12 protein-coding genes and 1 tRNA gene are annotated in these 13874 nt (G+C 41.8%); 12 read left to right on the top strand and 1 reads right to left on the bottom strand.

The window, feature by feature from the left end; translation table 11 throughout:
* Positions 1-62: 62 nt before the first annotated feature.
* A complete protein-coding gene (locus tag ACZ48L_RS05430; RefSeq protein ID WP_025791725.1) occupies positions 63-464 on the top strand; it encodes a hypothetical protein in 402 nt (133 codons plus the stop codon).
* A gap of 10 nt (positions 465-474) precedes the next feature.
* Positions 475-1764 (top strand): L-cysteine desulfidase family protein, encoded by a 1290-nt coding sequence (locus ACZ48L_RS05425; protein WP_025791726.1) that lies wholly within the window; start codon positions 475-477, stop codon positions 1762-1764.
* A gap of 286 nt (positions 1765-2050) precedes the next feature.
* Here ACZ48L_RS05425 and ribD read toward each other — a convergent pair whose 3' ends face one another.
* Entirely contained in the window at positions 2051-3004 is a 954-nt protein-coding gene (gene ribD, locus ACZ48L_RS05420; RefSeq protein WP_025791727.1) for a bifunctional diaminohydroxyphosphoribosylaminopyrimidine deaminase/5-amino-6-(5-phosphoribosylamino)uracil reductase RibD, read from the bottom strand.
* A gap of 27 nt (positions 3005-3031) precedes the next feature.
* On the opposite strand from ribD, the gene prmC reads away from it, so the two are divergent.
* The 10 genes from prmC (at position 3032) to ACZ48L_RS05370 (ending at position 13873) form a co-directional block, all read left to right on the top strand.
* The gene (prmC, locus tag ACZ48L_RS05415) at positions 3032-3895 is read left to right on the top strand and encodes a peptide chain release factor N(5)-glutamine methyltransferase (protein WP_025791728.1); all 864 of its coding nucleotides are present in this window, start codon (positions 3032-3034) and stop codon (positions 3893-3895) included.
* The gene (locus ACZ48L_RS05410) at positions 3892-4410 is read left to right on the top strand and encodes a regulatory protein RecX (RefSeq protein WP_025791729.1); all 519 of its coding nucleotides are present in this window, start codon (positions 3892-3894) and stop codon (positions 4408-4410) included. Before prmC ends, ACZ48L_RS05410 begins: the two co-directional genes overlap by 4 nt.
* Positions 4394-5101, top strand: coding sequence for a ComF family protein (locus ACZ48L_RS05405; protein WP_025791730.1), 708 nt, complete (start codon positions 4394-4396; stop codon positions 5099-5101). Before ACZ48L_RS05410 ends, ACZ48L_RS05405 begins: the two co-directional genes overlap by 17 nt.
* 151 nt (positions 5102-5252) lie before the next feature.
* Positions 5253-5891, top strand: a complete 639-nt coding sequence (gene pyrE, locus ACZ48L_RS05400; protein WP_008824190.1) for an orotate phosphoribosyltransferase — start codon at positions 5253-5255, stop codon at positions 5889-5891.
* A 193-nt stretch (positions 5892-6084) separates the two neighbouring features.
* Positions 6085-6534, top strand: a complete 450-nt coding sequence (locus ACZ48L_RS05395) for an SRPBCC family protein (RefSeq protein ID WP_025791732.1) — start codon at positions 6085-6087, stop codon at positions 6532-6534.
* A gap of 241 nt (positions 6535-6775) precedes the next feature.
* Positions 6776-7360, top strand: coding sequence for a hypothetical protein (locus ACZ48L_RS05390; RefSeq protein ID WP_025791733.1), 585 nt, complete (start codon positions 6776-6778; stop codon positions 7358-7360).
* Between the two features lie 488 nt (positions 7361-7848).
* Positions 7849-7934, top strand: a tRNA-Leu gene (locus ACZ48L_RS05385).
* 24 nt (positions 7935-7958) lie between these two features.
* On the top strand, positions 7959-8945 hold the full coding sequence (locus ACZ48L_RS05380; RefSeq protein WP_025791734.1) for a DUF4369 domain-containing protein: 987 nt from the start codon (positions 7959-7961) through the stop codon (positions 8943-8945).
* An 11-nt stretch (positions 8946-8956) separates the two neighbouring features.
* The gene (locus ACZ48L_RS05375) at positions 8957-10498 is read left to right on the top strand and encodes a YifB family Mg chelatase-like AAA ATPase (protein WP_278785526.1); all 1542 of its coding nucleotides are present in this window, start codon (positions 8957-8959) and stop codon (positions 10496-10498) included.
* A gap of 387 nt (positions 10499-10885) precedes the next feature.
* Positions 10886-13873 carry a SusC/RagA family TonB-linked outer membrane protein gene (locus ACZ48L_RS05370; RefSeq protein WP_008824195.1) on the top strand — a complete coding sequence of 996 codons (2988 nt, stop codon included), beginning with the start codon at positions 10886-10888 and terminating at the stop codon, positions 13871-13873.
* Position 13874 lies beyond the last annotated feature (1 nt).

Raw genomic sequence — 13874 nt, 5'->3', positions numbered from 1 at the left:
ATGGAAAACAGTTCTATTCTCCTTTTTTTTATTTACTTTTGTAGCATAAAAACAGAATAATAATGTTACAACGAGATTATTTCCTGAGGATGATAGAGGAGTTTTGTGCAGCAATCTCACGTTTCTTAGTAAAGAAAGAAGATGATTTAGAGCGTGACAAAGACCTGAAAGACCTCTACCATCAGTATGTTGGAGATTATAATGATCTACGTAATCTATCGCTATCCGAGGCTATAGCTTATGCCAATGAGCAATGGAAGGAAGGCGAAAGGATGGACAAACTGAATATGTTGGCTGAACTTCTTTATGCAGAAGCATGCTTTAAGGCAAACCCTTTGCGACAGATGCTGTTGGAAAAGGCTTACAGTCTCTTTGATTATATAGAGGAAAACGGCTCAACCTTCTCTATAAACCGTCGGCAAAGGATGGAGAAGATACGCCAGAAACTAATAAAAAGAACCTAAAACAATCAATATGCTTGAAACTAATATTAGAGAACAGATTATCCAATTGATACACTGTCAGGTGGTACCGGCTGTGGGTTGTACTGAACCTATGGCTGTTGCGTTGTGTACAGCACGTGCTGCTGAGTTGTTAAATCAGCGTCCCGAACATATATATGTGCGTCTTTCAGCTAATATTCTGAAGAATGCTATGGGCGTGGGGATACCCGGAACAGGGATGATAGGACTGCCTATAGCTATTGCTTTAGGTGCTTTGATAGGCAAATCAGAGTATCAGTTGGAGGTTATTAAGGACCTTACTCCTGCTACTTTAGAGCAAGGGAAGACCTATATCAGCGAGAATAGGATTGATATCAGCCTGAAAGAAGGTATCACAGAGAAGCTTTATATAGAGGTGACATGCGTGTCTGGCGAGCATAATGCAACTGTTATCATTGCTGGAAGTCATACACATATAGTCTTTGAGCAGGTTGATGACAACGTACTTGTTGACAAACGCAATCCAGAAGCAGCCGTTTCAGAAGCCACTCCACTCTGTTTGAATCTGCAAACAGTGTGGGATTTTGCCATGACGACGCCTATTGAGGAGATAGATTTCATCCTTGAGGCAAAGCGTTATAACCTTCGTGCAGCTGCAGAAGCCGTGAAAGGTAACTACGGACACTGTCTTGGAAAGATTATGGACCGTCCTTTGAGTCGTGGAATCTTTGGAAATAGCATCTTCTCGCATATCATTGCAAAGACAGCATCAGCCTGTGATGCTCGTATGGGAGGGGCTTTGATACCTGTTATGAGCAATAGTGGATCAGGAAACCAAGGCATTTGTGCGACAAATCCTGTAGTTGTCTTTGCCAAAGAGAATGAGAATACGAGGGAAGAGTTGGTCCGTGCACTTATATTAAGTCATCTTACAGCCATCTATATCAAGCAAAGTCTTGGTGCATTGTCAGCACTTTGCGGCTGTGTTGTGGCTAGTATCGGGTCAAGTTGTGGCATTACGTATCTTATGGGAGGTAATTATGCAAACGTATGTAACTCTGTTAAGAACATGATTGCTAACCTTACAGGTATGATTTGTGATGGTGCAAAGCCCAGTTGTTCGTTGAAGATATCCTCAGGTGTGTCAACAGCAATCCTTTCAGCTACCCTTTCAATGGAAGGGAAGTGCGTTACTGCGGCTGAAGGAATCATTGACAATGACGTGGATAAGTCTATCCGGAACCTGACAAGCATAGGAAAAGAAGCCATGTGTAACACTGATGACATGGTATTAAACATCATGACCAATAAGTGTAACTAACCTTTTACGGTTGTGTTAGCTTGCAATTCCATAAGAATTAGGCGTCAGCACGATGTGAGTTAGGCGTCAGCACCATATGTGTTGGGGGTTAGCACGATGTGAGTTGGGCGTCAGCACCATATGTGCTGAGCGTTAGCACGAAATAAGAAGAGGGCATCTCCGATACCTATATAGCAACAGTTCTATAGGGGGAGATGCCCTCTTCTTTTTGCAATGTAGCTTGTTTACAAGTCAGAAGAGGCTGTCTGTGCTTGTTTTTGCATGTTTGAATCACTCACGAGAAGGCTCAATTCCTTTCGTAAGTGATAATCTTATTGCCGTATTCTTCTGCACTTACAATATGGATATCATGAGGAAGTTGCGGTGCTCTTACGCCATCTTCAATGGTGAAAGGAGCCGTTTCCACACGTATCTCATCCCATAATCCTGCTTTCAGGAAGCTTTCTAACGTCTTGTTTCCCCCTTCAACGATAAGACTTTGCTTCTTTTCCGTATATAAATGGGAAAGCACTTCTGAAAGAGTTGCGTATTCTTTGTCCTTTGTAGGATGGCTTGTAAGCACTAATTTCTCTGGGTTTGGACCACTCCACTCCCGTGTTGTGAGTTGTGGATGCTCCTGTTCTTCAGTTTTTTTCCCCACGAGAATGGCATCGTTTTCAGCTCTTAGCTTATGTACAAGCATCTTGGTAAAGGGGGAAGATATGCTTAAAACCTGATTATCTTTCAGTCCAATGAATCCGTTTTCAGTCTGTGCCCATTTCAAAATGATATAGGGTCTATGGTGTGTATTGTAGGTTATGAAGCGCTTGTTAAGCTCCAAGCACTCCTTTTCCAATACTCCAACAGTTACTTCGATGCCTGCTTCACGAATCTTCTTCACGCCTCTTCCTTGTACTTTAGCAAAGGGATCGATGCATCCACAGACAACTCTTTTTACCCCTTTGCGTATGATGAGGTCAGAACAAGGTGGTGTCTTACCGTAATGAGAACATGGTTCCAGACTAACGTAGATGGTAGATTCGTGTAGCAAAGGCTCGTCTTCTTTCTTCACAGAGGCGAAGGCATTGACCTCAGCGTGACCCTCTCCGCAACGAACATGATACCCTTCACCAATGATTCGTCCTTCTTTGCTCACAATAACAGCTCCAACCATTGGATTAGGTTTGGCTAATTGTTGTCCATTACGTGCCAGTTGGAGGCATCGACGCATGTATATTTCATCAAGTTCTTCTTGTTTCATCTCTTTTTATTTCCTATCTTTGCAGTTATGACATACCAAGAATTATGGCAAAGACTCATCCCTTTGTATGAAGAACGTGAGGCGCAAGCCATCATACGGATGGTGCTTGATGCACAGTTTGGCATCACACTGACTGATATTTATACAGGCAAAGTTAATGAATTATCGCGAGAAGACGTTGCTGAATTAGATAAAATCATGCTCCGTTTAGAGCGTTCTGAGCCTGTACAGTATGTTCTTGGACGTGAGTTTTTCTGTGGTAGGGCTTTCCATGTAGCCCCAGGTGTGTTGATACCTCGCCCGGAAACTGAAGAATTGTGCCGTTGGATAGAAGCAGACTACAATCATCCTTATTGCGCTTTGCAACCTCCTGTCCCACTACGGGTGCTGGATGTGGGGACGGGTAGTGGTTGTATAGCTGTTACACTGGCCTTGGACTTGTATAATTCTGCCGTTACAGCGTGGGACATATCAGCTGATGCGTTGCTCATTGCACGTGAGAATATGCATCAATGGGGTGCACATGTGGAGTTGATGATGGAGGATGTGCTTCATCTTTCGGCTACTGCAGAACAACTGAAGTTTGATATTATCGTCAGCAATCCTCCTTATATATGTGATAAAGAACGTACGGATATGGCAGAAAACGTGCTGAAGTACGAGCCGGAAACGGCACTTTTCGTACCAGATGATGACCCTTTGCGCTTCTATAGGGTTATTGCAGAGTATGGAGAAAAGGCTTTATACAGTGGAGGAACACTTTATATTGAGGCCAACCCACTCTATATTAATAATGTGAAAGCTATGCTTGAGGCATTAAATTATACACATGTAGAACTTAGAACCGACCAGTTTGGTAAGCAACGGTTCGTAAAAGCCACCCGATCATGATACAAAAACGACCCATGTTAGAGCCACAAGCTTTGAAGAAACTTGCCGATCTGTGTGCTAAAGGTGAGCATTGCTCTGGTGAAATGTTAGAGAAAATGCGTAAATGGGGGCTGTCTGAAGATGCTCAAGCACGTATTATGGAGAAGCTCACCACGATGAAGTACATTGATGATGCACGTTATACGGAGTTCTTTGTACATGATAAGATACGCTATAATAGGTGGGGTAGAAGGAAGATAGAGCAGGCTTTATGGCAGAAACGGGTAGACAATAGTATCTCAACCCCCGTGCTTGACGCTGTAGAAGATGAAGAATACTTGGAAGTTCTGCGCCCTTTGTTAGCGAGTAAGTATCCAACTATAAAAGCAGAGAGCGACTATGAACGTTCCATGAAGCTCATAAAGTTTGCTATGGGACGTGGGTTTACGATAGATTTGATACGGAAATGTATTGACGAAGGGGTCGTTGAGGCTGATGACAGTATAGACTTTGTTGATGATGGAGAGGACGATTAGTTTTCTTTCTCGTATCCTTGACACCTTAGCACCACGTTCTTGTGTGATGTGTGGTAAGCGTCTGGCTGTGTCGGAGGAGGTTATCTGTGGACATTGTAACCTCTTTTTGCCCCGTACAGGGTATGCTTCGTCAGCTTATGATAACGACCTTGCACGTCTTTTCTGGGGTAGAATACCCATCGAACGGGCTGCATCTTTCTTCTTTTATAAGCCACATTCCGATACAAGTAGGCTTATTTATCGGTTGAAATACGGTGGACACGCTGAGATTGGGGAACAACTTGGGCAGATGATTGCCGAAGAGTTTGCCATAGAAGGATTCTTCGAAGGTATCACAACCTTACTTCCTGTACCATTGACAACGCAACGTCAGCGACAAAGAGGGTATAATCAGAGTGTTGAAATAGCCCGTGGTATACGCTCTGTGACAGGTCTTCCATTGTTGGAAAGAGCCTTGGAACGTGTTACTTTCTATGGTAGTCAGACAAAGAAAGACCGTTGGCAGCGTAATGAAAACGTAGAGAAAGCCTTTCGACTTGTTGATGCTGGGGCTGTCAGTCACCAGCATATCCTACTCATTGATGATATTATTACCTCTGGTGCAACGCTCACTGCTGCAGCCAAGGAAGTCCTACGAGGGGATAATGTGAAGGTTAGTGTACTCTCATTGGGCTTTGCCAAGAATATGTAACGAAGTGTTATACATGACGATATCCAACTAAAATAATCCTAAATGATTATATCCTAAACAGAACTTAACAGCCTTTTTTCATGTATCATACCAATAAATCTCAGAAAAAATGCTTAAGTTTGCACTTATATTATAATAAAATACTGTCAAAATGGAAGATTTAAAGAAGGTCTTTGCGGGCAAATTGCTCGGTATCAAAGCTATCAAGTTGCAGCCAAACGATCCCTTTACGTGGGCAAGTGGCTGGAAATCACCTTTCTATTGTGATAACCGTAAGACGCTATCGTTCCATGATGTGCGTTCATTTGTTAAGTTAGAGCTTGTTCATGCAGTACTGAAGAACTTCCCAGAGGCTACAGCTGTGGCTGGTGTTGCTACAGGAGCAATAGCTCAAGGTATGTTGGTGGCTGACGAACTGGCACTTCCTTATGCTTATGTTCGCCCAAAACCAAAGGATCATGGTATGAAAAATCAGATTGAAGGTGAGCTTCCTCAGGGTGCAAAAGTGGTTGTTGTGGAAGACCTTATATCAACAGGTGGTTCTTCATTAAAGGCAGTAGCAGCCCTTCGTGAAGCAGGTTTTGAAGTCGTAGGTATGGTTGCTTCTTACACTTACGGCTTCCCTGTAGCTGAAGAAGCATTCCGTGAAGCAGGTGTGAAGTTGGTTACTTTGACAGATTATGAGCATGTCGTAGAGAAAGCTCTTGAGACAGGTTACATCAAAGAGACCGATGTTCCGATGCTACATGAGTGGCGTAAGGACCCTGCGAACTGGAAGAAAGACATGTAATTTGAAGGGATTTACAGGAGCTAAAGGAGTTATAGGAATTAAAGACAATACTCTTTCAGGAGGAGTTTTATGCTGAATATCGTGGCAATCTCCTTCCGTCAATATGCTGAAAGAGCTGTTGGCTGTAACTCCTATGGCTCCTTTTTTGTGTAAACTCCTCTCGTTTCTTTAACTTTTCTAAATATAAAGCGATATGACTAAGTTTGAAAGTAGTGTAAAACAGATACCCCATTCACAACAAAGCGTCTATAATACTTTAAGCGATATGAGCAATGTACAACGCTTAAAGGACCGTTTGCCTGATGGAGATACGGGGAATGCAGATATGGATAAGGTGAAAGACAAACTGAAAAACCTTACCTTTGATCAGGATTCTCTTTCTATCAGCGTTGATCCTGTGGGACAAATCTCTATGCGTATCATTGAGCGTGATGAGCCAAAAACCATAAAATTTGAGAGTGAGAACTCTCCGTTGTCATTCAACTTTTGGATTCAGATACTGCCAGTTAGCGACAATTCATCGAAAATGAAGCTGACAATAGATGCTGATATCCCGTTCTTTGCAAAAGGAATGGTATCAAAACCTTTGCAAGAAGGTATCGAAAAGATAGCTGATGCACTGGCAATGATTCCGTTTGAGTAGACAAAAAGAACCGTCTCGGAACCTCAGAACCGCCCTTCAGGGACGCCTATGCGCAGGTAGGTATGGAGGTATAGTTAGGTTTATTTAAGGTAAATGGTCATCGAAGTCATACGTATAAAGGGACTATAGAACTCCTTTGGGGTGACAGTATACGGACTTTGATGACGCTAATGTTAGCCATCTTGGCTTTTAACAAGGTGAGAAAAGCAGTGTAAAGACTGCCAAAGAAAGAATGATCAGTATGAAAAGATTGTTTTATTTCCTGTTCTTTATAGCTACACTGTTGGTAACATCCTGCGGTGATAGCTTTGATTACGAGTATAGTGATTATCATCCATACTTCAATTTCCACAATGATACACATCAGGATGCTGTATTGTCAACAGCACTGAACCCACAAGCTCCAGGTGTGTTCTGTATTATTAAGTATGCTTATGTCAGTGGTCGATATAGTTTTTCATTTGAAAATAACCAGGGATTGAAGTCCTCTTCACCAGTATGGTTTGATGCTATAGACCTCAAATTAGAAAGTTGGAGACATGTGGGGATGAACAATGGGCTTATTGTTGGTTATGGAAATCTTGATAATCCAGCAGTGTTCTTTGCTTACGACCTGCAATGTCCGAATTGTTATCATCCCGATGCGATACCCCAACGTCCGTATGAACTAAAGATAAACGGTACTGGTATTGCAACATGTTCCAACTGTAAACGAAGCTATAATCTGAATACTGGAGGGAATATTGTGACAGGTCAGCCAGGTAGAAAGCTGATACGCTATCGCGGAACAAGTACAGGTCCGTTTGGAATATTGGTGGTCAATTAGTTCCTTCAGGATGGATGCTATCCTTCTTCGTCCGTAAGTACATAACGTTATAGGGTGGGTTGAACAGTATGAAATAGCTTTACATATTTCGAATCTACTGTTATTGAAATATGATAGGATTACTATTTTTTAGAGTTTGTAATCTATTGTTCTTCAAAGAGTTACAAAACGAGTTTTAAAAGGTGCCCTTTTACGTTCTAAAAGGGCACCTTTTGCATGTCAAAAGGGCATCTTTTACATTGCAAAAGGGCGTCTTTTACAATGCAAAAGAGCATCTATTAAAAAGCACTCTGACTTTTATTGTACATTATCAGTCCTTTCCTTCATTCTCATTCTCCCCACTTTTATCCCTTACCACACCTTGTTTTATCCTATGTTCTTCACCCTTTTATTGATGAGATTATAGTAAAATAAGCCTTGTAAGAATCAAAAAACTTTGTAAAACCTTTGCCAGTTTGGAGATTTAGCCTTATCTTTGCAGACGGTTTGCCGCAATGGTGGAATTGGTAGACACGAGGGACTTAAAATCCCTTGGCCAGTAATGGCTGTGCGGGTTCGAGTCCCGCTCGCGGCACTTTCTTCTTAAATCTCTATGCGCATGAAGCGAATAGTACTCTTCCTGTTACTCGTTTTGATATTAATCTCTTGTGGTACACGTAGTGGTCACTTCAAGATGGAAGGACGTTTCTTGCACATGAACCAAGGCGAACTGTATGTTTATAGTCCTGACGGTGGTATAGATGGATTGGATACCATTAAGATTGAGGCTGGTCGCTTTGCATATGAGATTCCTTGTAGCAAACCTGCTACACTTGTTATCATCTTCCCAAACTATTCTGTACAGCCCATCTTCGCTGAGTCGGGTGGCTCTGTAGAAGTGAAAGCAGATGCTTCTCACTTGAAAGAGATGGAGGTGAAGGGTACGGATGATAACGAACTCATGACAAAATTCAGAAAACAAATAGCCAATTCGTCACCTCCTGATGAATTGAAGTATGCTATACAATTTATTAAAGATCATCCAGAGTCGACTGTTAGTGTCTATTTGCTGAATCGTTATCTCATTCAGACGGAGACACCAGACTATAAACAGGCGGCTAATTTACTGAAGATTCTTCTTAAAGAACAACCTGGAAACGTGACCTTGGGTCGCTTGCAACGACAAATAAGTGGGTTGGGCACATTGAGAGTAGGTGATAAATTACCTAATTTCACAGCTAAGGATGTCAATGGAAAGCTGATAAACAATGCTACATTGGCTAATCAAACCATTATCATCAGCACGTGGGCAGCATGGAGTTATGAGAGCCTTGACTTCCAACGTGCACTCAATGATGCGGTAAAAGCTGGCAAGATAGCAGCCTTGGGGATAAGTGTGGATGCTAATCCTAAGGAAGTTCGGCAGGCATTGAAGAACGATGACATTACGTTCCCTAATGTTTGCGATGGTAAAATGCTTAGTACTCCACTTTTGAAGACCTTTGGACTCACAACAGTACCCGATAATATCGTTGTTCGTAATGGCAAGATTATTGAGCGGGGCATTACTGCTAATACTGTTCGTCAGCGTTATAGCATAGACTAAAAACCAATAACGTGCTTGTAAAAACATTCTGTGCGGCTGTTAATGGCATGGAGGTTACCACCGTAACAGTCGAAGTAAGTATCACACGTGGCGTGTTGTTTCATCTTACCGGCCTTGCTGATGGTGCGGTAAAGGAAAGTCATGACCGTATCGCTGCTGCTCTTTTGAACAATGGATATAAGTTTCCTGTTGCGGATATTACAGCTAATCTCGCACCTGCAGACCTGAAAAAGGAAGGCTCAAGCTTTGATCTTCCGTTGGCAATAGCCATCTTGGCAGCTAATGAAAAGATGAGTAACGACCTTCTTCGAGACTATATGCTTGTTGGGGAGTTGAGTCTTGACGGTACATTACAGCCAGTAAAAGGAATCTTACCAATAGCTATTAAGGCGCGAGCAGAGAAGTTTAAGGGTATCATTGTCCCGAAAGCAAATGAGCATGAGGCTGCTGTTGTGGATACGTTGGAAGTTTATGGAATGGAGAATATCCTACAAGTGATAGACTTTCTGAATGGCTCTGCAAGCGTAGAACCTTGTTTTGTAGATACGCGTAAGGAGTTTTATGAACATCAGTATGCCTTTGATCTTGACTTTGCAGACGTACGTGGGCAAGAGAATGTCAAGCGTGCACTTGAGGTAGCAGCGGCAGGTGGACATAATCTTATTATGGTTGGACCACCTGGAAGTGGAAAGAGTATGATGGCAAAACGCCTTCCTTCTATCCTTCCTCCTCTGTCTTTATCAGAAAGTCTGGAGACAACACAGATTCATTCCATAGCAGGAAAGCTAAGCAGAGATACTGGATTGATAACCCAAAGACCGTTCCGTAGTCCACACCATACAATCTCTGAGGTAGCTCTTGTTGGTGGAGGAGCTAATCCCATGCCTGGTGAGATAACGCTTGCACATAATGGTGTGCTCTTCTGTGATGAGCTTCCCGAATTTAATAAGCACACTTTGGAGGTTCTGCGTCAGCCCTTAGAGGACAGACAGATTACTATTTCGCGTGCAAAATACACCGTGACTTATCCCTGTAGCTTCATGTTTGTGGCAAGTATGAACCCTTGTCCATGTGGTTATTTCGCTGATCCAACACATCATTGTGTCTGTACTCCTGGACAGATTCAGAAGTATTTGGCAAAGATTTCGGGACCTCTTATGGACCGTATAGACATACAATGTGAGATAGCACCACTTCCTTTTAAGGATATATCACAGGCAACACCCGGTGAAACAAGTGAGAAAATACGCGAAAGGGTCATCAGTGCACGTGCAATACAAACAGAACGTTTCCGCAACTATCGTAATGTGCATTGTAATGCGCAGATGTCTGAACGGATGATTCATGAATTTGCCGAACCTGATGCAGCCTCTGTGCAACTGTTACGTGACGCTATGGAACGGTTGAAACTGTCTGCTCGAGCATACAATAGAATCTTAAAAGTTGCCCGTTCCATCGCAGATTTGGATGGTTCTGAGACGGTTCTCGTACAACATATAGCAGAGGCTATTGGTTACAGAAACCTTGATAGAAGTGATTGGGCAGAGAGATGATGATTTGATGGAGAGTTTTTCACAGTGTTTGTACCCCTTTCTCTCGATTTATATAGCGTAATTAGCAAGTGAGGAATGATTACATTTGCTTTGTGATTTTATAAAAAGTCGTATTTATAGGATAGTTGTTTTTAACATTTGAGGTTCTTTTGGGTTATCTGAAAAGGATGAGAATACCATGTTATAGGTCTTATATTAACTTGTATAAATAAATAGATAACCCACTGAAAATCAACGATAAGTGTTTATACTTTCATGAGATTTTATATATTCTTTAATGTTTAAGCGATTTTTTCGTTATCTTTGCAGATACTTTTTTAATAAAGTGCCTTCTTAAAAGGCGGCGACAAGAAATATTAAAAACATAAATCAATTAAAACAACAATCATGAAACCATTGCAAACTGAGAACAGTTCATGGCGTAAGGTGCTTGCCATCTTGGTGGGACTTATCTGTGCTTTGAACGTAGCTGCTCAAAATTTCAATGTCAAAGGTTCAGTAACTGATCAGAATGGTGAGCCCGTAATTGGCGCAACAGTCATGGAACAGGGAACCAAAAATGGTGTGGTGACAGATATCGACGGTAATTTCTCACTGTCTGTATCAAGTCCTAAATCTCGAATCCGTGTGACTTACGTTGGTTACAAGACACAGGATTTACCAGTAAACGGTCAGTCTGATTTCAAGATTAAGATGCAGGAAGATGCTGCAAACCTTGATGAGGTTGTCGTTGTAGGTTACGGTACGATGGATAAGAAGGAATTGACTTCTGCCATTTCACACGTTTCTGCAAGGAATTTCACCCAGGTCGCAAGTGTTGACCCATCTATGATGATTCAGGGTAAAGTGCCAAGTGTTAGTATTACCAATACCGGTGCAGGTGATCCTAACAACCAAGCAAGTATTCAGATACGTGGTGTGTCTTCTCGTGCAGCTGATTTAGGTCCATTGATCGTTATTGATGGTGTACCAGGTGGTAACCTCACTAACATCAATCCAAATGATATCGAGAGCTATGATGTCCTCAAGGACGGTGCAGCTTCTGCTATCTATGGTACACGTGGCTCTAATGGCGTTATCCTTGTGACAACGAAGAAAGGTGCACGTGATGGTAATCTCCATACTACTTATAATGGAACAGTTGCATTCGATGTTATTAAGAAAGAACTCGATATGCTAAATGCTGCAGAGTATCGTGCTAATCGTTTGGCATCAGGTACAGGTTATGATCTTGGTAGTTCTACTGATTGGATGAAGGAAGTGAGCCGAGTTGGCGTACGTACTGTACATACTTTAACCCTTAGTGGTGGTAATATCAAATCAAACTATCGTGCTTCTGTTGATTATCGTGATGCAAAGGGTATTGATAAATACTCTGGTCGTGAAGAATATGGTGCACGTGCTTCTTTGAATCACACGACAAAAAGTGGTCTTATTACTTTCGGTTTGAATATTGCTCCACGTATCGCTTATCGTAAGAATGCAAGCTGGGATGTATTCCGTAATGCAGTAGAAGCGAATCCAACAACTCCTGTTTGGGATCCACAGAACCCAACACAATATTATAATTTCAAGGGTCAGGCTGCAGCTTATAACCCTGTTGAAATGGAAAAGCGTGAAAAGAGTACAGGTACTACTAAGTTGATTGACTGGGATGGTACTGTTAAGTTGAATCTTTTCCCACTCTTGTTGAAGAATCCTGGTAAGCAAGTTTTGACTACACAGTTGACTTATGCTGACCATCAGTATGATAATTATAACCAGTGGTTCCGTCCATCTACTAATACTTTGGCTATCAATGCTGGTCGTACAGGTGAGGCAAGTCAGAGTTATAGCAAGGAATCAATGATGAGTATGGAGTGGATTACCAATTATGCTAACTCTTTTGGTGATCACAACTTTAAGGTAATGTTGGGTTATTCTTATCAGTATAATAAGTTTTCTGGCTTTAATGCGGAGAACAAGGACTTCCCTAATGATGCACTTGAGGATAACAACCTTGGTACAGGTTCTTTCATGAAGAAGAAAGATGAGCTTGGTTTAGGCTCATATATGAATGATAACAAGCTGATTTCTTTCTTTGGACGTGTAAGTTATGACTGGAAGGGACGTTATATGTTCACAGCTTCTCTTCGTCATGAGGGTTCTTCTAAGTTCGGTGCAAACCATAAGTGGGGTAATTTCCCTGCTGTTTCTGCTGGTTGGCGTATCTCTGATGAGCCTTTCATGCAGGGGACAAAGAGTTGGTTGACAGACTTGAAGCTCCGTGCTGACTATGGTGTAACGGGTAATCAGGGCTTTGGTTCATATCAGTCGCTAGCAACAATGACAGGCTTTGGCTACTATATGTATAATGGTAAGTCTTATCAAGTGTGGGGACCAGCCAGAAACGACAATAGTTTTTTGCATTGGGAGAAAGGTAAGAACTGGAATATAGGTTTAGACTGGGCTCTGTTTAATGGTAATCTTTATGGTTCATTCAACTATTACAATCGTACCCAACAGGATCTATTGGGAGACTATCCAGTACCAATGCCACCATACTTGTTCCCTACAAGATTTGAGAATGTTGGTACCATGCGTAACTCTGGTTTCGAGTTTGATATTACTTGGAATGCTGTTAAGACGAAGGACTTCTCTTATACATTGAACATTGTTGGTGCAACAATGAGTAATAAATTTGTGCACTTCTCAAATGGAGAATATGCAAAAGCTACTTATGTTGATCGTGTGTCAACACAGGATCCTTACCCATTCCATACCTTACAACGTCTTGAAGAAGGTAGACGTGTTGGTAGCTTCTATATGTGGAAGTATGCAGGCATTGACCCACAAGGTCGTTGGATAGTATATGATAAGAATGGCGATATGGTCTTGGCAGACAATGCTACTGATGATGACCGCCAGTATGTTGGTAATGGTCTGCCTCAGTTCACGGGTTCTATGACACATAGTTTCCGTTACAAGAACTTTGATGCATCTCTGTTCTTCCAGACAGCTCTTGGTTTTGATATCTTCAATATCCATGACTTCTATTATGGAACAAAGAACTTCCAGGGTAATGTAATGGATAAGGCATATAGTAAGAACCTTGCTATTAGCCAGAATCCTATCGTGTCTGACTACTTCCTTGAGCCTGGTGACTACTTGAAGTTATCTTCTGTAAGTCTTGGTTATACATTGAATCTTAATAAGAAATACATTGATTCTATAAGAATCTATGCAACAGCAGGCAACCTCTTTACGATTACTAAGTTCTCAGGTATTGACCCTTCTAACTATCAGTTGAATGGCCTTGATCCAGGAGCTACTGGTTCTCGTACTTACTACCCATCAGTACGCCAGTTCTTGTTGGGCTTACAGGTTGACTTCTAAA

The organism is Prevotella histicola, assembly GCF_055385135.1.
This window is presented reverse-complemented; position numbering and strand designations above follow the sequence as displayed.